This window comes from Ruegeria marisrubri, from assembly GCF_001507595.1.
In the GTDB taxonomy this organism is placed as follows: Bacteria; Pseudomonadota; Alphaproteobacteria; order Rhodobacterales; family Rhodobacteraceae; genus Ruegeria; species Ruegeria marisrubri.
On the sequence record NZ_LQBQ01000001.1, the window covers coordinates 459,181 to 477,462 of the forward strand.

An 18,282-nucleotide genomic window follows, 5' to 3' on the forward strand; every position below is an offset into this window, starting at 1 on the left:
CGATGGCAGCATGACCATTCGCCCTGCCACACCCTCGGATCTGCCCGCGATTCAGGCGCTGCACCTTGCCAGCTGGCGCGATTCCTATGCCGGGATGCTGCCCGACGATTTCCTGGGCGAGCCGGTCACGCGCGAGATGGCGCGGCTCTGGTCGGGCAGGCCGGGTCCGGGCGATCTGCTACTCGTGGCTTGGGAAGATGACCTTCTGGGCTTTGCCTACGTGAAGGTGAACCACGCCGACGGGCCACTGTTGGACAATCTGCATGTATCGCCGAAAGCCAGAGGGCGGGGCATCGGGGAAAGGTTGCTGCGGGCCGTCGCTGGCGAGTTGCAGGCGAGCGGGCGGGACCGGTTGTGGTTGGAAGTCCTGGATGAAAATTCCGGGGCGCGGCGGTTCTATCGCCGCATGGGCGGGGTGGAAGGCCCTGTTTTTATGGACGAAATATTCGGCCTTCCCGTCCCGTCGAGAAAAGTGGTTTTTCACGGCCTCGGCAATTTTTTCGATTGAGGGAAAAAAAGTGCAGATGGCCGCTTGACGATGCCCGAGCGTAGCCATAATACACCGCAACGCTCAGCAATGATTGAGCGGGCAGCGAGCGGTTGTAGCTCAGTTGGTTAGAGTACCGGCCTGTCACGCCGGGGGTCGCGGGTTCGAGCCCCGTCAACCGCGCCACCGCTGTCCAGCCCCGGATCCGGGCCAAGGGATCCAGAACATAGATGCGCGGTTGTAGCTCAGTTGGTTAGAGTACCGGCCTGTCACGCCGGGGGTCGCGGGTTCGAGCCCCGTCAACCGCGCCACTTTTCCCCTCACTGTCAAACTGTATGCCATCTTGGATGGGTTCGTCCGCGTGCCTGTCGTGGGGACTTGGTTGAAGCCATGAAAAAAGCCCGGAGCGGGTGTTGTTTCCGCGGTCCGGGCCTTTGTTTCTCGTATGTCTGACTCGTGTCAGGCGCGTTCCAGCTTTCCGCCGGCCTGAACCCAGTGGCCCAGCCCGCCTATGTTGTGAACGTCCTGATAGCCCAGTTGCTTGAGGATTCGCTTGCCCGCCATGCTGCGCGCGCCCGAGGCGCAATAGACGGCGATGCAGCCATCGGTTTTCAGGCCCTTCTGGAAGTCGGGGTGAGAGGGGTTGGCCATGTCCTGCAGGCGCATGAGCGGGATGTGCAGCGCGCCCTTGGCCTTTCCGGTGCTGCGCACCTCGGTGTGATCGCGGACGTCGATGACCGTCACCGTCCCCTTGGCGGCGCCTTCGATGGCTTCGGCGGCACTCATGCCGCGGCTCAACAGGTTGCCAAAATTGAACATGCTTGTGTCCCGCTCCGATGTCTGGTTGGTGTCAGGCATATAACATTCAAGAAATGGAATACAAGAGATTTCGGCATTGTTGCGCCTGTTCTCATTTTGTTCACCATTTTGGCTTGGAGACTCGCGGCGGCTCGCCTATTTCTATGGAGGTTGGAACCGGGGGCGTCATGGCTGAGCTGAAATCCATCGAGGTGCGCGGGGCGCGCGAACACAATCTCAAGGGCATCGACGTGGATATTCCACGCGATCAGCTTGTGGTCATCACCGGCCTGTCGGGGTCGGGCAAGTCCAGCCTTGCCTTCGACACGATCTATGCCGAGGGGCAGAGGCGGTATGTCGAAAGCCTCAGCGCCTATGCGCGCCAGTTCCTCGACATGATGGAAAAGCCCGACGTGGATCACATCAGCGGGCTGTCCCCGGCGATCTCGATCGAACAGAAAACCACGTCCAAGAACCCGCGCTCGACCGTGGGAACCGTCACCGAGATCTATGACTACCTGCGCCTGTTGTTCGCGCGGGCCGGAACGCCCTACAGCCCGGCCACGGGCCTGCCGATCGAGGCGCAGCAGGTGCAGGACATGGTCGACCGGATCATGGCGATGGAGGAGGGCACGCGCGGCTACCTTCTGGCCCCCATCGTCCGCGACCGGAAGGGGGAATACAAAAAGGAATTCCTGGAACTGCGCAAGCAGGGGTTCCAGCGGGTCAAGGTCGATGGCGCGTTCTATGAATTGGATGAGCCGCCTATACTGGACAAGAAGTTCCGCCACGACATCGACGTGGTCGTGGACCGCCTTGTCATCCGCGAAGGCATGGAAACACGTCTGGCCGACAGTCTGCGCACGGCGCTGGATCTGGCGGACGGCATCGCCATCCTGGAAACCGCGCCGAAAGAGGGCGAGCCCGAACGCATCACGTTCTCCGAGAATTTCGCCTGCCCGGTCAGCGGCTTCACCATCCCCGAGATCGAGCCGCGGCTGTTTTCCTTCAACGCGCCTTATGGCGCGTGCCCCGACTGTGACGGGCTTGGGGTCGAGCTGTTCTTTGACGAACGGCTGGTGGTGCCGGACCAGTCGCTGAGGCTTTATGACGGCGCGCTGGCGCCGTGGCGCAAGGGCAAGTCGCCCTATTTCCTGCAAACCATCGAGGCCATCGCACGGCATTACGAGTTCGACAAGAATACCCCGTGGAAAGACCTGCCGCCCCATGTGCAGCAGGTGTTCCTGTATGGCTCGGGCGACGAGGAGATTCCGTTCCGCTATGACGAGGGCGGGCGGGTCTACCAGGTCACCCGCACCTTCGAAGGCGTGATCCCGAACATGGAGCGGCGCTATCGCGAGACCGACAGCGCCTGGATCCGCGAGGAATTCGAGCGCTATCAGAACAACCGCCCCTGTCATACCTGCCGCGGCCACCGCCTGCGCGAAGAGGCCTTGGCGGTCAGGATCGCCGGCCTGCATATTGGCAATGTGGTGCAGATGTCGATCCGCGAGGCGCTGGCCTGGGTCGAGGATGCTCCGAACCACCTGAGCCAGCAGAAGAACGAAATCGCGCGAGCCATTTTCAAGGAAATCCGCGAGCGCCTCGGATTCCTGAATAACGTTGGATTGGAATACCTTACGCTGTCACGTTCAAGTGGAACCCTTTCGGGCGGCGAGAGCCAGCGCATCCGTCTGGCCAGCCAGATCGGCTCGGGCCTGACCGGGGTTCTCTATGTGCTGGACGAACCGTCGATCGGCCTGCACCAGCGCGACAATGACAGGCTGCTGGGCACGCTCAAGAACCTGCGCGATCAGGGCAATACCGTGATCGTGGTCGAGCACGACGAAGAGGCCATCCGCGAGGCCGACTATGTGTTCGACATCGGTCCGGGCGCGGGGGTGCATGGCGGGCAGGTTGTCAGCCAGGGAACGCCCGAGGAGATCGCGGCCGATGCCGCCTCGATCACCGGGCAATACCTGTCCGGTGCGCGCAAGATCCCGATCCCGGCGGTGCGCCGCGAGGGCAACGGCAAGGCGGTCACGGTGGTTGGCGCCTCGGGCAACAACCTGCGGGATGTCACGGTGGATTTCCCGCTTGGGAAATTCGTCTGCGTCACCGGTGTATCCGGCGGCGGCAAGTCCACCCTGACCATCGAGACACTGTTCAAGACCGCCTCGATGCGCCTGAATGGTGCGCGGCAGACGCCCGCGCCCTGCGAAACCATCAAGGGGCTCGAGCATCTGGACAAGGTGATCGACATCGACCAGCGCCCCATCGGGAGAACTCCGCGTTCAAATCCAGCGACTTACACCGGGGCCTTCACCCCGATCCGTGACTGGTTCGCCGGGCTGCCCGAGGCCAAGGCGCGCGGCTACAAGCCGGGGCGGTTCAGCTTCAACGTCAAGGGCGGGCGCTGCGAGGCCTGTCAGGGCGACGGTGTCATCAAGATCGAGATGCATTTTCTGCCCGATGTCTATGTTACTTGCGAAACCTGCAAGGGCGCGCGCTACAACCGCGAAACGCTGGAGATCAAGTTCAAGGGCAAGTCCATCGCCGACGTGCTGGACATGACGGTCGAGGACGCGCAGGAGTTCTTCAAGGCGGTCCCGGCGATCCGCGACAAGATGGACGCGCTGGCCCGCGTGGGGCTGGGCTACATCAAGGTTGGCCAGCAGGCGACGACGCTTTCGGGCGGCGAGGCGCAGCGGGTGAAACTGTCAAAGGAGCTGTCCAAGCGATCTACCGGGCGCACGCTGTATATCCTCGACGAGCCAACTACGGGTCTGCATTTCGAAGACGTGCGCAAGCTGTTGGAAGTGCTGCATGAGCTGGTCGATCAGGGCAACACGGTGGTGGTGATCGAACACAACCTCGACGTGGTCAAGACGGCCGATCACATCATCGACATCGGCCCCGAAGGCGGTGACGGCGGCGGCCAGATCGTGGCCGAGGGCACACCCGAAGAGGTGGCGGCGGTCGAGCGCAGCCACACCGGACGTTACCTCAAGCCGATGCTGGACGCACAGCGCGTGGCGGCGGAGTAGGCAAAAAAAACGAAAGTCTCCAAAGTTTCGGCCAATTCTTGTGTTATCGATCAGACGTGCACAATGAGGTGAAAAGCGGATGCATGTCTTGTCGCGTTATTCTGAAGATCTGAAAAAAATCGAAGCCAAGGGGAAAGTCGATATTGCCGAACAACTGGTCGAGGCGTCGCGGAACTCCGACCGGAGACCGATAGGCATCATGCTTGACTATCTGAAGCTTCGTCGACGCGGCAAGCTGAGATTATATGAATATTTTCAGTATGAACTGTATGACCGATCCAAGTGGTCGGAAGAGGAACGGGAACGGTTTATTTCCGCTCATATTCATTGGCCGTTGGTCAATCAGTGCAATGATCGAAGCTGGTGGGCGGTTACGGAGGACAAATGGCTGTCTACCGTGGTGTTGAAACATTGCGGGATCGCCATTCCGGAAAACGTTGCCGTTTTTGATCGGGGGACGCGTGAGTATCCGGGCATTGCCAAGTTGAGCGACGCAAGAGACGTCGAGACCCTGTTGAAAAATTGCGACGTATTCCCGCTATTCGCCAAGACCATGGACGGGATGTGGAGCGCCGGCGCGTTTCGAATTTTGGGGTGCACGGAAACTCATGCTTTGCTCGATGGGCACGAAGCCGTGACGTTCGAAGAGTTGGCCGACGGAGTGCTGGGCGAGAAGAGCTATTTGATCCAGCGTTGCCTGCAACCGCACAGGTTTTTCGAGGGCGTTACGGACGCGACGGCAACGGTTCGCTGTTTGAACCTGATCCGCAATGATGGGCTGAGTGTTCCATTTACTCTGCTCAAGCTGCCGCAGGCAGGGAATGTAGCGGACAATTTCTGGAGGGGTGGCAACCTGGTTTGTGATGTCGATCCCGAATCCGGTGAAATCCGCTCGATAGTCGCAAAGGACAAAGGGAAATTTCAGCGGTTGGACACATTGCCCGACAGTGACCGGAAGTTTCTGGGCGAAAAATTGCCGGACTGGGAGGCGTTGCTGGAGATGAATGCCAAGGTCGCGATGGTTCACAGCAAGAACCGTTTCGGTTCGACCGATATCGCGTTGACCGACAACGGGCCAGTCATCGTTGAGGTCAACAACGGTTGCGCTTTTGAACTTATCCAAATTGCGACCGGGAAGGGTTTTCTGACCGACGAAATCCTGGCCTTCTTTGAAAGCTGCGATGCAAAATTCTAGGGCGCATGGCGCCATCCACTGATCCGATTTGCACCTTTGGCGGGCAGGGGTACGTCACTCCGGCACCAAAACTGACCCGGCGGCAGGAGGCGCAGCTTGTGACTGCGCCCCTCGGGCTTGCCTGAAGAAGCTAAGACATCTCGGGGCACCTCCTGGCCATGGCCCTGCCGGTCACGGGATGACTTGCGCGCCCGACCGTGGCAGGCTGGCGCGCATTCAAAGGGGAGGACCGAGATGCGCAAGCTCCAGACCCAGGGGGTTCACCACATCACGCTGACGGGCGCCGACCGGCAGAGCACCATTGATTTCTGGGAGGGGGTTCTGGGCATGCCGTTCGTCTTTGAACAGCCCAATCTCGACAACCCGGACGAAGGCCATGTCTATTTCGATCCGGGCGATGGCAGGCTGATCACGGTATTCACCAACGAGACCCGCAAGGGAACGCCCGACCGCACACCAACCGATCCCGGCTGCGTGCATCACCTGGCCTTCAATGTCTCGCAGGCGACGTTCTGGCAGGCGGTCGAGCGGCTGGACGAGCGCGGCATCAGCCACTCCGGCCCCCGTGATCGGGGCTTCATGGACTCGATCTATTTCACCGACCCGCTGGGATTGCTGATCGAACTGGCCAGTTACCGCTTTGATCCGCCGACGGGCTGCACCCATGCCGACGTGCTGATCCGGGCGCATCGGATTCGGGTGACGCGTGGGGATTACAATATAGATCGGGCCCATCTGGCCGACGCGATCGAAGAACTGATCCTGCAGCGGCAGGACAGCCTGTCAGACGATCGCGGGCCGAAGAACCCGTACGGCTGACATCAGTCCAGGATATCAGCCACGGCCCCGATGAGGTTCAGAACCTCGTGGGTCTCCTTGTCGATCTGGTAAACGTAGTCCCCGGCGCGGACGTAATACCCGCCGCGACGCAGACCGTAGCGGTAGGGATCGTCGATCCAGTCGTAGCCGCCGTTGATGTAATCACCGACCCGATACCGGTTCTTGACCTGTCCGGGGGGGACGCAAGGCACGGCCTTTTTCGCAAGGCCGGGCGGGCAGTGTTTGGCATAACGGCCGGGCTTGACGCCGTATCCGGGGTCAACACGTTCAACCTTGAACTCGCTTTTGTCCCGGCCCTTTCCTTTTCCGTTCCCGTTTCCGGCCATGGCGGCAGCGGGGGACAAAACCAGCGCCAGGATGATGGCGGTGCAGGTGGGTCGTTTCATCGTTTCACGCCCTTTCATGCGGTATCGCCGAAACTATACGCTTCGACGATGCCACATGTAATCGGCTTTTGCCTAGCTTTCAGGGCGATGCGCGAAAAGATGCTGCTGCGCCTGTGTCAGTCGCGCCCGCGTTTTTCGAAGCGCGGGAGCATCGCCGAGAAGTCCATGCCCTGACCGCCTTCGTGTTCCACGAACTGCTCGTACAGCGCGGTGGCGGCCTTGCCCATCGGGGTGTCGGCATCGGCGCTTTCGGCGGCCTGCTGGCTGAGGCGCAGGTCCTTGAGCATCAGTTCGGCGGCAAAGCCGGGCTGGTAGTCGTTGTCGGCGGGTGATTGCGGCCCGACGCCGGGAGCGGGGCAGTAGGCGTTCATGCTCCAGCTGTAGCCCGAAGAGGTGCTGACCACGTCGAACATCTTTTGCCGGTCCAGCCCCAGCTTGTCGGCCAGCGCGAAGGCCTCACAGGTGGCGATCATGGTGACGCCGAGGATCATGTTGTTGCAGATCTTGGCAGCCTGGCCTGCGCCGGCCTCGCCGCAATGCACGGCTTTCTGGCCCATGATCTCGAACAGCGGGGCGGCCTTGGCAAAGGCTTCGTCCGAGCCGCCGGCCATGAAGGTCAGCGTTCCGGCCGTGGCACCGCCGACGCCGCCCGAAACCGGCGCATCCACCGGCAGAAGGCCGGCGGCCGCCGCCTTTTCAGCAACCGCGCGGGCGCTGTCCACGTCAACGGTCGAGCAATCGACGAAGGCCGCGCCCTTTTTCATGACGGGGATGATCTCGTCGGCCACGGCCCGGAGGATCTGGCCGTTGGGCAGCATGGTGATGACCACATCGGCATCCTTGGCCGCCTCGGCCCCGCTGGCGGCCATCGTGACGCCCTCGACCGAGACATCGGCCATGTCAAAGCCCACGACCTCGTGGCCTGCCTTTGTCAGGTTGGCGGCCATCGGCGCGCCCATGTTGCCCAGGCCAATGAACCCGATTTTCATCTTTCACTCCTCCTCGAAAGTCAGTGCATCCGCGCCAAGCGGTTGCAGCATCCTGGAAACCGCCACCGCGGGCACGTTCATGTCGGCATATTGCCACTGCGGATTGCGGTCCTTGTCAATGATCTGGGCCCGGATCCCCTCGAGGAAATCGCCATGTTCCATCGACCGATAGGTAAAGCGGTATTCCATCTCGAGCGCCTTGCGGATGGTCAGGGACGGCCCGCGCAGGCGGTGCAGCATCTCGACCGTGCAGGCCATCGAGATCGGGCTGTTGCGACCCAGCGCCTTGAGCGTGTCGCGGGCGAAATCGCTGTCTGCATTGCGCAGCGAGGTGAGGATGTCGCCCAGCGCCTCGCCGCCGAAATGGGCGTCGATTTCGGGTTGCATCTCCCTCAATGTGCCCTTGGGTGGCTCCGCCGCGTGGGTTTCCACATGGCTGGCGTCGCCCGAGGCCTCGAGCATCTCGATCAATGCCTCCCAGTGTTCCTGGGGAATGTAGTGATCGGCGAAACCGGCGAATATCGCGTCGTCCGGCCCCATCCGGCCCGCGGTCAGGCCCAGGTATTCGCCGACGCGGCCGGGGGCCAGGGCCAGCATCAGGGTGCCGCCGACATCGGGGATCAGGCCGATGCCGCATTCGGGCATGGCGATTTTCGAGCTTTCGCCGACGATGCGGTGGGTTCCGTGGCAGCCGATGCCAACACCGCCGCCCATGGTGAAACCCTGCATGAAGCTGATCACCGGCTTGGGATATTCGAAGATCATCGCGTTCATGCGGTATTCGTCGCGCCAGAAGGTGCGGCCGTAGTCGAAATCGCCCTTGGTGCCGGTCTCGTACAACTCGGCGATGTCGCCGCCGGCGCAAAAGGCCTTTTCGCCTTCGGCGTCGAGGATGACCAGATCCACGTCGTCATCCTCGCGCCAGTTGCGCAGCGCGGCGTCGATCGCCATGCACATGTCATAGCTCAGCGCATTCAGAGCATGGGGCCGGGTCAGGGTGATGCGGCCCGCGCGGCCGGTGACGCGGATGTCGATATCGGACATGGCCCCTCTCAGCGGTTGGCAAGCATGTGGCGCGAGATGATGACGCGCATGATTTCGTTGGTGCCTTCGAGGATCTGGTGGACGCGCAGATCGCGGACGATCTTTTCGACCCCGTAATCCGCCAGATAGCCGTAGCCGCCGAACAGTTGCAGACACCCGTTGGCCACGTCGAACGCGGTGTCTGTCACCATCAGCTTGGCCATGGCGCAGAACTTGCTGGCATCCGGCGCGCCCTGATCCAGCTTCCACGCCGCCTGACGCAGGAAGGTGCGGGCGGCCTGCAGGCGGGTCTCGTATTCGGCCAGACGGAACTGCAGCCCCTGGAACTGGTCGATGGTCTTGCCGAAGGCCTTGCGCTCGGACATGTAGGTCAGGGTGGCGTCCAGCGCCGCCTGCGCGCCGCCCAGCGCACCGGCCGAGATGTTCAGCCGCCCGCCGTCCAGACCGGCCATCGCGTAGACGAAACCGCGGCCTTCCTCGCCGATCAGGTTGTCATGCGGCACGAGGCAATCGTCGAACTGCACCTGCGCGGTGGGCTGCGCCTTCCAGCCCATCTTCTGCTCCAGCGCGCCAAAGCTGAGGCCCGGTGTGCCGTCCTCGACCACCACGGTCGAAATGCCCTTGGGGCTGTCGTCGCCGGTGCGCACCATCGTCACATAGGCATCCGAGTAGGAACCGCCCGAGATGAAGGCCTTGGTGCCGTTCAGCTTGTAGCCCTCGTTGGTCTTTTCGGCGCGGGTCTTGAGCGCGGCCGCGTCCGAGCCCGAGCCCGGCTCGGTCAGGCAGTAGCTGAACACCTTTTCCAGCGTGCAGAGCTGCGGCAGCCATTTCTGTTTGGTTTCCTCGCTGCCGAACTTGTCGATCATGCCGCCGCACATGTTGTGGATCGACAGGAACGAGCCGACGGCGGGGCAGGACATGGCCAGCGCCTCGAAAACAAGGGTCGCGTCCAGACGGCTGAGGCCGGTGCCGCCATATTCCTCGGACACGTAGAGCCCGCCAAAACCCAGTTCGCCGATGCGTGGCCACAGATCCTTGGGAATCGTGCCTTCGGCCTCCCACTGGCGGGCAAATGGCGCGATGTTTTCCTGCCCGAAGGCATAAGCCATGTCGAAAATGGCGTTTTGTTCCTCGGTCAGTGCGAAATCCATGGCCTTCTCCCCTTGGCGTGATGAATTGAACGACTGTTTATTTCCGAATTCTTACAGAAGTTTTTCACGCGCAGCAATCGTGCAGGCGATTTCCGGCATGTTTGGGATCGGGACGGGGCTTGGGCTATATTCGCCGGATGTTTGCATGTCCATTTTACAAGGGAGTATCGCAATGTCGAATTTCAAGATGGCGGTCGTCGTCATACACGGCATGGGCAGTCAGTTTTCGGGGGCGCAGCAGCCTTCCTCGGTGCTGACCTTCTCGAAGGAGTTGCGCAAGCGCGTGGCGCGTTTCGTCGGCTCGGACATGGGAGAGGTCGCATGGCGTGAAATCGTTTGGGCGCATGTGCTGCAGGGGCGTCAGGGCGAATACTTGCGAAGGATCAAACGGCGTACCGGGTATGATGACGTGCGCAGCTTCGTGGTGCGTAACCTGTCGGATGCCGCGTCCTATCGGCAGACGCCGGATGGAACGGACCAGACCTACGAGGACATTCACGCCGAGGTCGATCGCGTGATGGAAGATGTGCGAAGACAGGTCGGGAATGATGCCCCCGTTTTGCTTTTGGCGCATTCGCTGGGCGGGCATATCATGTCCAACTACATCTATGACCTGCAGCGCCACGAGGCGCGGACCGGGCAGACCATGTACGCCAGCCCCGTTCGGAACATGCAGACGGTCGCAGGGATCATGACCTTTGGCTGCAACATTCCGATCTTTCTGTTTGCCTATCCCGAGGACAGCATCAAACCGATCGACCCGCCGAATTCCGCACTGCCGGCAGGGCTGAAATTCCGGACCTGGTGGTACAACTTTTTCGACAAGCACGACGTGCTGGGATATCCGATGCGCGATTCCGCGCCGGCCTATGATCAACTGGTGGCCAGCCAGCAATTGCGAGATGTTTCAATCAACTCAGGCAATATTTTCACGTCTTGGAACCCGTTTTCGCATAACGGTTACTGGAAGGACCCGGACCTGTATGAACCTGTGGGGCGCATGATCCGGAACATGCTGCGGGCGTTGTGAGCCGCTTCACAAATCGGCGTGGAATTCCTCGATCAGGTGGCGCACCACCGCCTGTCCGGGGTCCTCGCCCTTGGCCTCGGCCTCGGCGTGGACCCGCCGTTGGCGCGTGGCAGAGGTTCCGGTTTCGGCGATCTGGCGCAGGCGTGCGATTTCGGTGAGGGTGCCCAGGGCCTCGGCGTCCTCGGCCAGAATGCCCATCAGTTCGTCCATCAACTCGGTCATCGGCTTGATCGACCGCGTTCCGAAGTCGATCAGCCCTTCGCCCACGCCATAACGCTGCGCCCGCCAGCGGTTCTCGGCGATGAGGAAGCGGTCATACTGCCGCCAGCGCAGGTTGCGCGCCTTGAGGCGGCAGAGCATGCGCACCAGCGCCTGAACCATAGCGGCCAGTGACAGCGTGTGCTCCAGTCGCGGCTGAACATCCATGATCCGGGTTTCCAGCGTCGGGAACCGGTGCGAGGGGCGCAGGTCCCACCAGATTTTCGTGGTGTCCTCGATGATGCCCAGTTCGACCAGCACGTGGGTCGTGCGTTCGTATTCCGACCAACTGCCAAAGACCGGGGGTAGGCCGGTGCGCGGCAGATTGTCGAAAATGGTCAGGCGGTAGGAGGACAGGTTCGTGTCGTCGCCCTCCCAGAACGGCGAGGAGGTGGACAGCGCCAGCAGGTGCGGCAGGAAATAGCAAAGCTGCGGCATCAGGTCGGTGCGCAGGGAGGGGTCTTCGACCCCCACATGGACATGCATCCCGCAGATCAGCATCCGCCGGGCCACGCCGCCAAGGGCATGATGCAGGGCGTCATAGCGTTCTTTGCGGGTGTGGTGCTGGTCTTTCCAGCTGGCGAAAGGGTGGCAGGAGACGGCGATCGGGGCCAGGTTGTGTTCGGCGGCGCGTTTCGAGACGCCAGAGCGCAGGCGCTTCAGATCCTCGCGCGCCCCGGCGATCGTGGCGTAGGGGTGGGTTCCCACCTCGATCTGGCATTGCAGGAATTCCGGGCTGACCTGGCCTTCGAAATCGCTCTGACAGGCCTTCATCAAGGCTTCGGGGGCGACGGCCAGTTGCAGGCTGTCCTTGTCGACCAGCAGGTATTCCTCCTCGATCCCAAGCGTGAAGTCCTGCTGCATTCCGTTCCTCCCTCCGGCTTTTGGGATCAGTGAATACGGATTGATGCGTTTTGCCAAGGGGTTCGCGCGGGTTCTTGCGCAGGTGCGACCTGGGCGGCTAAGGAGGTGCAGAGGCAAAGACGCAGCAGGAACGCACCCCATGAAACCCAGAAAATTCCCCCGAGCCAACGCATTTCTGGGTCGCTTCGGGGTCAAGGTGGTCGACCGGGCCATCGAAGAGGACGAGCAGGCACGGCTGGAAGCGTTCGAAAGGGCCGGCGGGTTGGCCGGCCCGGCTTATGCGCTGTCGCCCGGGATGGAAGGGTTCGACATATCGGGATTGGCAGAGGAATACCGGACTCATGCCGAGGCATTGGCGGCGCTGAAGGACCCGGCGAAGAACCAGACCGGTTATCGGCCCGGCAACGGGTATTACGACAGCCCGGATGCGGATGCGCTCTACCTGATGATCCGCCGCTACCGGCCCAAGCGGGTGATCGAGGTCGGATGCGGCAACTCGACCCGGGTCACGCGGCAGGCGGTGATCGACGGCGGGCTGGCGACGAGGATCACGGCGATCGACCCTTACCCGCGCGCAGACATCGCGCATGTCGTCGACCATTTCGAGCAGAAAAGGCTCGAGCAGGTGGAGCCGGAGATTTTCGCAGAGCTCGAGGCCGGTGATGTGCTGTTCATCGACTCGAGCCACGTCGTGCGCATGAGCAATGACGTGGCGCATCTGTTCTGCCGGATCATTCCCGCGCTGAAGCCGGGCGTCGTGATCCATGTGCATGACGTGTTCCTGCCCTACGAATATCCCAAACGCTTTTTCTACGACTGCCCCGGCTGGGGCGAGCAATACGTGCTCCATGCGATGCTGCAGTCGGGGGGCTACGAGATGCTCTGGCCCGGCTATTACCTGCAGCAGGCGCGGCCCGGCGCCGTCGAGGCTTTGCCGTTCCTGAAAGACGGGCGGGCGCAAAGCCTTTGGGTGCGCAAAAAGTAGAGCCGAAAAAAATTGTGATCCACTTCCGAGGCGCCGCCGTAATCCTTTCCATCACATGCAGGAGAGGAGAAAGCTGCAATGTTTCGTCGTACATTCATGGGAGTCGCCGCGGCCGTGGCAATGGTTGGTGCAATGCCGCTCAAGGCGAGTGCCGGTCAGGATATCGTGGACACCGCGGTTTCGGCAGGGTCCTTCACCACGCTGGTCGCCGCCGTTCAGGCCGCCGGGCTGGTGGATACGCTGAAGGGCGATGGGCCTTTCACCGTGTTCGCCCCCACCGATGAGGCGTTCGCGGCTTTGCCCGAAGGCACGGTGGAAACCCTGCTCAAGCCCGAGAACAAGGATCAACTGGTTGCGATCCTGACCTACCATGTCGTCCCGGCCAAGATTACGTCTGGTGAAATTGCCGGCAAGAAGGCCCAGGTGCTGACCGTTCAGGGCGACCGGCTGAGCGTCAACGCACGCAACGGCGTCAAGGTCGATGGCGCCGAGGTGATCTCGGCCGACATCATGGCAAGCAACGGCGTGATTCACGTCGTGGACAAGGTGCTGCTGCCGAATTGATCCTTCCGTCTTTCGGCACGCACGCCCCGGTCCGAAAGGGCCGGGGCTTTTCGTTCAGACCAGCCGCACCTGCGTTCCGATCTTGACCAGTTCGTACAACTCTTCGACGTGGTGATTGTACAGCCCGATGCAGCCCGAAGAGCTCTGCCGCCCGATCTTGCGGGTGTCATGCGTTCCGTGGACCAGGTAGGCCGGCCAGTCGAAATACATTGCGCGCGTGCCCAGCGGGTTGCCGGGATCGCCTCCTTCGACGCGCTCGGGCAGGGACGGGTCGCGTTCCCGCATCGAGGAGGTCGGCGTCCAGCTGGGGTTTTCCGCCTTGCGGACAATCTTGGTATAGCCGCGCTTGGTCAGCTCCTCGGACATGGGAACGGACGAGGGGTAGAGGCGATAGGTCATGCCGTCGCCTCCCCAGTAATGCACGGCGCGGCTGGTGATGTCGGCCAGCAGGCATCCGACGCCAAGCTCATCGAAATGGTCCTGCCAGTTCTGCTTTGAAAATGACGAGATGTTGCGGCGAACCGGCACCTGGGTTTCGATCGGCGGTTCGTTCGTGGGGATCGGAGTGAGCGATTGCGCACGGACGATGGCAGGCGCGGCCAGCGTGCCTGCAATGCCAAGAAGGGCGCTGCGGCGGGTCAATCTGGTCTGGGACAATGAAGCCTCCGAAACTGCTCGATAGCTGTTGGTTTTGGCGGCGAAACTAGGCGTTGAACTCGAGATTTTCCAGACGTCGGAATTGAAAATTTCGTGAGTCGCAAAGCGCCGCCGCATGTCGGCATGTCCTTGCCCAAAGAAGAAACCCCGGCGCGAGGGCCGGGGCTTCGGTTGTTTGGCGGACAGAACCGGAAATCAGTCCATCGGCTTGAAGTGGAACTCGCCGCCTTCTTTCAGGCCCGAGGGCCAGCGTGCGGTGACGGTCTTGGTGCGCGTGTAGAACTTGAACGCGTCCGGTCCGTGCTGGTTCAGGTCGCCGAAGGCCGATTTCTTCCATCCGCCGAAGGTGTGATAGGCCAGCGGCACCGGGATCGGGACGTTGATGCCGACCATGCCGATGTTCACCCGGTTGGCAAAGTCACGGGCGGTATCACCGTCGCGGGTGAAGATCGCGGTGCCGTTGCCGTATTCGTGATCCATCGCGTAGGACAGCGCCTCTTCGTAGGTCTTGGCGCGGACGGTGGACAGGACCGGGCCAAAGATCTCTTTCTTGTAGATGTCCATGTCGGTGGTCACATGGTCAAACAGGTGCGGGCCCACGAAAAAGCCGTTTTCATAGCCCTGCAGGCTGAAGTCGCGGCCATCGACCACGAGTTTCGCGCCCTGATCGACACCCGACTGAACCAGGCGCAGGATGTTTTCCTTGGCGGCGGCTGTCACGACCGGGCCGTAATCCACGTCGTCGCCTGCGGTGTAGGGGCCGACCTTCAGCTTTTCGATGCGCGGCACCAGCTTTTCGATCAGGCGGTCGGCGGTTTCCTCGCCCACCGGCACGGCAACCGAGATGGCCATGCAGCGTTCGCCCGCAGCACCGTAGCCGGCACCCACCAGCGCGTCGGCAGCCTGATCCATGTCTGCGTCGGGCATGACGATCATGTGGTTCTTGGCGCCGCCAAAGCACTGCACGCGCTTGCCGTTGGCGCAGCCGGTCGCATAGATGTATTCCGCGATCGGGGTCGAGCCGACGAAGCCGATCGACTGGATCACCGGGTTGTGCAGGATCGCATCCACGGCTTCCTTGTCGCCGTTCACCACCTGCAGGATGCCTTTGGGCAGACCGGCCTCTTCCAGCAGTTCGGCCAGCATCAGCGGAACGGACGGGTCACGCTCGGACGGCTTGAGGATGAAGGCGTTGCCGCAGGCGATGGCGGGCGCGAACATCCACATCGGGATCATGGCCGGGAAGTTGAACGGGGTGATCCCGGCGGTGACGCCCAGCGGCTGGCGCATCGAGTAGATGTCGATGCCGGGGCCGGCGCTGTCGGTGAACTCGCCTTTCAGCATCTGCGGCGCGCCGATGCAGTATTCGACCACTTCGAGGCCACGCTGCACGTCGCCCTTGGCATCGGGGAAGGTCTTGCCGTGTTCGCGGCTCAGCGCCTCGGCCAGCTTGTCCATGTCGCGGTTCAGCAGGTCCACGAACTTCATCAGCACACGCGCGCGGCGCTGCGGGTTGACGGCGGCCCAGGCGGGTTGCGCGGCGGCTGCGATTTCCACCGCCTTGTTGACCTCTTCGGTCGTGGCCAGCGGGCACTTGGCCTGAACTTCGCCGGTCGCGGGGTTGTAGACATCGCCGAAGCGGCCGGACGTTCCGGCAACGTGCTCGCCGTTGATGTAGTGGGTCAGTTCCTGCATCTCAGACTCCTCCGAATGAATTTGGGCGCACCATAGGCTTGCAGAAATCCCCTGAACAGAGGCAATGTTCCAAAGTAGCTTTGCAAAAATGCAGAGGAAGGGTGATGGAACCGAACTGGGACGACATGAAGATCTTCCTGGCCGTGGCGCGCGAGGAAAGCCTGTCGGCGGCGGGGCGGCTGCTGAAGCTGGACCCGGCGACCGTGGGGCGGCGGGTGGCGCGGCTGGAGCAGGCGCTGGACGCGCCACTGTTTGCCAAGTCGCCGCAGGGATATGTTCTGACGGAGGCTGGCGAGCGGTTGATGGCGCACGCGCAGAAAGCCGAAGAGGCGGTGCGGGCCGCATCCGGCGCGATGGCGGGGCTGGCGGGGACGCTCAGCGGCCAGATCCGTATCGGCGCGCCTGACGGCTGCGCAAACTATCTGCTGCCGCAGGTCTGCGCCAGGATCTGCGACGCCAACCCCGATCTCGATATCCAGATTCTGGCCTTGCCCCGGATCATCAACCTGTCGCGGCGCGAGGCGGATATGGCGGTGACGGTCAGCGCCCCGACGGCCGGGCAACTGCTGGTGCAGAAGATCAGTGATTACAAGCTGCACATGGTCGCCACGCGCAACTACCTGGAAAGTCACCCACCGATCAAAACCGTTGCCGGTCTGAAGGGACACAGGATGATCGGCTACATCCCCGACATGATTTTTGACCGCGAACTGGACTACCTGAACGATTTGGGGATCGAGCGTGTCGCTCTTGCATCAAACTCGGTGTCCGTTCAGCTGCGGCAGGTAACCTTGGGAACAGGTGTCTGCGTTGCCCATGACTTCACCTTGCCGTTCCACCCGGAACTGCGGAAAATACTGACGGATCAGGTCAGTCTGACGCGCAGTTTCCACTTGGTGCGGCATCAGGGAGACCAGCGAAACGAGCGCCTGAATCGTTTTGCCGAAGCCCTGACGCGGGGGATTCGCGAGGAGATTGCCAGACTGGAAGCGGCAGCTGCGTCTTGACAGGATAAGGCAATGCGGCAACGCTTTGGAAAACGTGACTTTATTTCGGAGGTGTTGCACATGCTGGTTCAGGCCATTTTGAAGACCAAGGCGACCGAGGGCGTCGTTTCGGTTCCTTCCTCCACGACGATTTCCGATGTGGCCAAGATCCTGGCTGAAAAGCGGATCGGGACCGTGGTCATTTCGGACGACGACGGGGCAACGGCTTTGGGCATTCTGTCCGAACGCGACATCGTCCGAGAGCTTGCGGTCAGTGGCAGCGGTTGTCTGTTCGGGACGGCGGGCACCTACATGACCAAGAATGTCGTCACCTGCGGCAGGAACGACAAGGTGCAGGACATCCTCCAGAAAATGACCGAAGGCCGCTTTCGCCATGTTCCGGTGCTGGAGGAAGGAAAGATGATCGGCCTGATCTCGATCGGGGACTTGGTCAAGGCGCAGCTTGCCGAACTGGCGATGGAAAAGGACGCTTTGCAAGGGATGATCATGGGGCACTGAGTCTGAACTGCGAAAGGGGGGCGCGTAACATCACGCGGCCTCTTGCACCCGCAGCGAAGTTGTGTTTGCTTCCGCAGAAATAATCTTACGCAGGAGAGCGTCATGCGGGTTGCATTATATCCCGGCACCTTCGATCCGATCACCTTGGGGCATATCGACATCATCCGTCGGGCCGCTGCATTGGTGGACAAGCTGGTGATCGGTGTCGCGATCAACCGGGACAAGGGGCCGATGTTCTCGCTGGAAGAGCGCGTGGCCATGATCGAGGCGGAATGCGCGCATCTGACTGCCGAGACAGGTACCGAGATCGTGGCCCATCCCTTTGAAAACCTGCTGATCGACTGCGCGCATGACGTTGGCGCGCAGATCATCATCCGAGGGCTGCGCGCGGTGGCCGATTTCGAGTATGAATTCCAGATGGTCGGCATGAACCGGGCGCTCGACGACTCGGTCGAGACTGTTTTTCTTATGGCCGATGCCCGCCGTCAGGCCATTGCCAGCAAGCTGGTGAAGGAGATCGCCCGCTTGGGTGGCGACGTGTCGAAATTCGTCACTCCGATGGTCGATGCGGCCTTGAAAGAGCGCTTGGGGCGCTGCTGAGCCGCTCGTCGCCCTTAGCGCCAGAAGGCCAGCCAATCGAGGAATTCGTAGAGTTTCTTGCCCAGAAACAGCAGATGCTCGGTGCCGAAGAGCGCGTAGTCGAGCAGGATCGCGCCCAGAATGAGCACCCCCAGCCATATGGCGATCCGGTTGGTCATGTCGGTCCCGCTGCAACAAAAAACGCCCG

19 protein-coding genes and 2 tRNA genes are annotated in these 18,282 nt (G+C 61.8%); 12 read left to right on the forward strand and 9 right to left on the reverse strand.

What is annotated here, in order from left to right; translation table 11 throughout:
- Window positions 1–10: 10 nt before the first annotated feature.
- The 3 genes from AVO45_RS02170 (at window position 11) to AVO45_RS02180 (ending at window position 798) form a co-directional block, all read left to right on the forward strand.
- Entirely contained in the window at window positions 11–508 is a 498-nt protein-coding gene (locus AVO45_RS02170; protein ID WP_068344056.1) for a GNAT family N-acetyltransferase, read from the forward strand.
- A gap of 88 nt (window positions 509–596) precedes the next feature.
- Window positions 597–673: transfer RNA gene (locus tag AVO45_RS02175), tRNA-Asp, on the forward strand.
- A 48-nt stretch (window positions 674–721) separates the two neighbouring features.
- Window positions 722–798 (forward strand) — tRNA-Asp (locus tag AVO45_RS02180).
- A 148-nt stretch (window positions 799–946) separates the two neighbouring features.
- Here AVO45_RS02180 and AVO45_RS02185 read toward each other — a convergent pair.
- The gene (locus AVO45_RS02185) at window positions 947–1,306 is read right to left on the reverse strand and encodes a rhodanese-like domain-containing protein (protein ID WP_068344684.1); all 360 of its coding nucleotides are present in this window, start codon (window positions 1,304–1,306) and stop codon (window positions 947–949) included.
- A gap of 167 nt (window positions 1,307–1,473) precedes the next feature.
- Between AVO45_RS02185 and uvrA the strand changes: the two genes are divergently transcribed.
- From uvrA to AVO45_RS02200, 3 genes are all read left to right on the forward strand, one after another.
- The gene (gene uvrA / locus AVO45_RS02190; protein ID WP_068344685.1) at window positions 1,474–4,332 is read left to right on the forward strand and encodes an excinuclease ABC subunit UvrA; all 2,859 of its coding nucleotides are present in this window, start codon (window positions 1,474–1,476) and stop codon (window positions 4,330–4,332) included.
- A 79-nt stretch (window positions 4,333–4,411) separates the two neighbouring features.
- Window positions 4,412–5,527, forward strand: coding sequence for a sugar-transfer associated ATP-grasp domain-containing protein (locus tag AVO45_RS02195; RefSeq protein ID WP_068344057.1), 1,116 nt, complete (start codon window positions 4,412–4,414; stop codon window positions 5,525–5,527).
- Window positions 5,528–5,761: 234 nt separating this feature from the next.
- Window positions 5,762–6,346, forward strand: a complete 585-nt coding sequence (locus tag AVO45_RS02200) for a VOC family protein (protein ID WP_068344058.1) — start codon at window positions 5,762–5,764, stop codon at window positions 6,344–6,346.
- Window positions 6,347–6,348: 2 nt separating this feature from the next.
- Here the strand turns inward: AVO45_RS02200 and AVO45_RS02205 are convergent, their stop codons facing one another.
- The 4 genes from AVO45_RS02205 to AVO45_RS02220 all read right to left on the reverse strand — a co-directional run bounded on the left by AVO45_RS02205 (window position 6,349) and on the right by AVO45_RS02220 (window position 9,937).
- Window positions 6,349–6,753: a hypothetical protein gene (locus AVO45_RS02205; RefSeq protein ID WP_068344059.1), complete on the reverse strand. Its 405-nt coding sequence runs from the start codon at window positions 6,751–6,753 to the stop codon at window positions 6,349–6,351.
- A 116-nt stretch (window positions 6,754–6,869) separates the two neighbouring features.
- On the reverse strand, window positions 6,870–7,742 hold the full coding sequence (gene mmsB, locus AVO45_RS02210; RefSeq protein WP_068344061.1) for a 3-hydroxyisobutyrate dehydrogenase: 873 nt from the start codon (window positions 7,740–7,742) through the stop codon (window positions 6,870–6,872).
- Between the two features lie 3 nt (window positions 7,743–7,745).
- Window positions 7,746–8,786 carry an enoyl-CoA hydratase/isomerase family protein gene (locus AVO45_RS02215; RefSeq protein WP_068344065.1) on the reverse strand — a complete coding sequence of 347 codons (1,041 nt, stop codon included), beginning with the start codon at window positions 8,784–8,786 and terminating at the stop codon, window positions 7,746–7,748.
- 8 nt (window positions 8,787–8,794) lie between these two features.
- A complete protein-coding gene (locus AVO45_RS02220) occupies window positions 8,795–9,937 on the reverse strand; it encodes an acyl-CoA dehydrogenase family protein (RefSeq protein ID WP_068344067.1) in 1,143 nt (380 codons plus the stop codon).
- 172 nt (window positions 9,938–10,109) lie between these two features.
- On the opposite strand from AVO45_RS02220, the gene AVO45_RS02225 reads away from it, so the two are divergent.
- Window positions 10,110–10,967, forward strand: coding sequence for an alpha/beta fold hydrolase (locus AVO45_RS02225; protein WP_068344068.1), 858 nt, complete (start codon window positions 10,110–10,112; stop codon window positions 10,965–10,967).
- Window positions 10,968–10,973: 6 nt separating this feature from the next.
- Here AVO45_RS02225 and AVO45_RS02230 read toward each other — a convergent pair whose 3' ends face one another.
- Window positions 10,974–12,089, reverse strand: coding sequence for a carboxylate-amine ligase (locus AVO45_RS02230; protein ID WP_068344069.1), 1,116 nt, complete (start codon window positions 12,087–12,089; stop codon window positions 10,974–10,976).
- Window positions 12,090–12,228: 139 nt separating this feature from the next.
- Here AVO45_RS02230 and AVO45_RS02235 point away from each other — a divergent pair, with 139 nt between their 5' ends.
- Together AVO45_RS02235 and AVO45_RS02240 are read left to right on the forward strand one after the other, a co-directional pair.
- A complete protein-coding gene (locus AVO45_RS02235) occupies window positions 12,229–13,074 on the forward strand; it encodes a class I SAM-dependent methyltransferase (protein WP_068344070.1) in 846 nt (281 codons plus the stop codon).
- Between the two features lie 78 nt (window positions 13,075–13,152).
- On the forward strand, window positions 13,153–13,638 hold the full coding sequence (locus AVO45_RS02240) for a fasciclin domain-containing protein (protein ID WP_068344071.1): 486 nt from the start codon (window positions 13,153–13,155) through the stop codon (window positions 13,636–13,638).
- 54 nt (window positions 13,639–13,692) lie between these two features.
- On the opposite strand, the gene AVO45_RS02245 is transcribed toward AVO45_RS02240, so the two are convergent.
- Both AVO45_RS02245 and AVO45_RS02250 read right to left on the reverse strand, forming a co-directional pair.
- Complete coding sequence (locus AVO45_RS02245) at window positions 13,693–14,295, reverse strand: L,D-transpeptidase (RefSeq protein WP_068344072.1); 603 nt, start codon at window positions 14,293–14,295, stop codon at window positions 13,693–13,695.
- 195 nt (window positions 14,296–14,490) lie between these two features.
- The gene (locus tag AVO45_RS02250) at window positions 14,491–15,990 is read right to left on the reverse strand and encodes a CoA-acylating methylmalonate-semialdehyde dehydrogenase (RefSeq protein WP_068344073.1); all 1,500 of its coding nucleotides are present in this window, start codon (window positions 15,988–15,990) and stop codon (window positions 14,491–14,493) included.
- Between the two features lie 104 nt (window positions 15,991–16,094).
- Between AVO45_RS02250 and AVO45_RS02255 the strand changes: the two genes are divergently transcribed.
- The 3 genes from AVO45_RS02255 (at window position 16,095) to coaD (ending at window position 18,095) form a co-directional block, all read left to right on the forward strand.
- Entirely contained in the window at window positions 16,095–16,997 is a 903-nt protein-coding gene (locus tag AVO45_RS02255; protein ID WP_068344074.1) for a LysR family transcriptional regulator, read from the forward strand.
- A gap of 60 nt (window positions 16,998–17,057) precedes the next feature.
- Window positions 17,058–17,495 carry a CBS domain-containing protein gene (locus AVO45_RS02260; RefSeq protein WP_068344075.1) on the forward strand — a complete coding sequence of 146 codons (438 nt, stop codon included), beginning with the start codon at window positions 17,058–17,060 and terminating at the stop codon, window positions 17,493–17,495.
- Window positions 17,496–17,597: 102 nt separating this feature from the next.
- Window positions 17,598–18,095 carry a pantetheine-phosphate adenylyltransferase gene (coaD, locus tag AVO45_RS02265; protein WP_068344076.1) on the forward strand — a complete coding sequence of 166 codons (498 nt, stop codon included), beginning with the start codon at window positions 17,598–17,600 and terminating at the stop codon, window positions 18,093–18,095.
- Window positions 18,096–18,109: 14 nt separating this feature from the next.
- On the opposite strand, the gene AVO45_RS19855 is transcribed toward coaD, so the two are convergent.
- Window positions 18,110–18,253 carry a glyceraldehyde-3-phosphate dehydrogenase gene (locus AVO45_RS19855; RefSeq protein WP_068344686.1) on the reverse strand — a complete coding sequence of 48 codons (144 nt, stop codon included), beginning with the start codon at window positions 18,251–18,253 and terminating at the stop codon, window positions 18,110–18,112.
- Window positions 18,254–18,282: the final 29 nt, after the last annotated feature.

Bases quoted from the DNA above. Each gene is read 5' to 3' on its own strand.
- AVO45_RS02230 (WP_068344069.1), bottom strand. From the start codon at position 12,089: ATGCAGCAGGACTTCACGCTTGGGATCGAGGAGGAATACCTGCTGGTC.
- AVO45_RS02255 (WP_068344074.1), top strand. From the start codon at position 16,095: ATGGAACCGAACTGGGACGACATGAAGATCTTCCTGGCCGTGGCGCGC.
- AVO45_RS02185 (WP_068344684.1), bottom strand. From the start codon at position 1,306: ATGTTCAATTTTGGCAACCTGTTGAGCCGCGGCATGAGTGCCGCCGAA.
- AVO45_RS02220 (WP_068344067.1), bottom strand. From the start codon at position 9,937: ATGGATTTCGCACTGACCGAGGAACAAAACGCCATTTTCGACATGGCT.
- AVO45_RS02235 (WP_068344070.1), top strand. From the start codon at position 12,229: ATGAAACCCAGAAAATTCCCCCGAGCCAACGCATTTCTGGGTCGCTTC.
- AVO45_RS02250 (WP_068344073.1), bottom strand. From the start codon at position 15,990: ATGCAGGAACTGACCCACTACATCAACGGCGAGCACGTTGCCGGAACG.
- uvrA (WP_068344685.1), top strand. From the start codon at position 1,474: ATGGCTGAGCTGAAATCCATCGAGGTGCGCGGGGCGCGCGAACACAAT.
- mmsB (WP_068344061.1), bottom strand. From the start codon at position 7,742: ATGAAAATCGGGTTCATTGGCCTGGGCAACATGGGCGCGCCGATGGCC.
- AVO45_RS02225 (WP_068344068.1), top strand. From the start codon at position 10,110: ATGTCGAATTTCAAGATGGCGGTCGTCGTCATACACGGCATGGGCAGT.
- AVO45_RS02200 (WP_068344058.1), top strand. From the start codon at position 5,762: ATGCGCAAGCTCCAGACCCAGGGGGTTCACCACATCACGCTGACGGGC.
- AVO45_RS02205 (WP_068344059.1), bottom strand. From the start codon at position 6,753: ATGAAACGACCCACCTGCACCGCCATCATCCTGGCGCTGGTTTTGTCC.
- coaD (WP_068344076.1), top strand. From the start codon at position 17,598: ATGCGGGTTGCATTATATCCCGGCACCTTCGATCCGATCACCTTGGGG.
- AVO45_RS19855 (WP_068344686.1), bottom strand. From the start codon at position 18,253: ATGACCAACCGGATCGCCATATGGCTGGGGGTGCTCATTCTGGGCGCG.
- AVO45_RS02195 (WP_068344057.1), top strand. From the start codon at position 4,412: ATGCATGTCTTGTCGCGTTATTCTGAAGATCTGAAAAAAATCGAAGCC.
- AVO45_RS02240 (WP_068344071.1), top strand. From the start codon at position 13,153: ATGTTTCGTCGTACATTCATGGGAGTCGCCGCGGCCGTGGCAATGGTT.
- AVO45_RS02170 (WP_068344056.1), top strand. From the start codon at position 11: ATGACCATTCGCCCTGCCACACCCTCGGATCTGCCCGCGATTCAGGCG.
- AVO45_RS02260 (WP_068344075.1), top strand. From the start codon at position 17,058: ATGCTGGTTCAGGCCATTTTGAAGACCAAGGCGACCGAGGGCGTCGTT.
- AVO45_RS02215 (WP_068344065.1), bottom strand. From the start codon at position 8,786: ATGTCCGATATCGACATCCGCGTCACCGGCCGCGCGGGCCGCATCACC.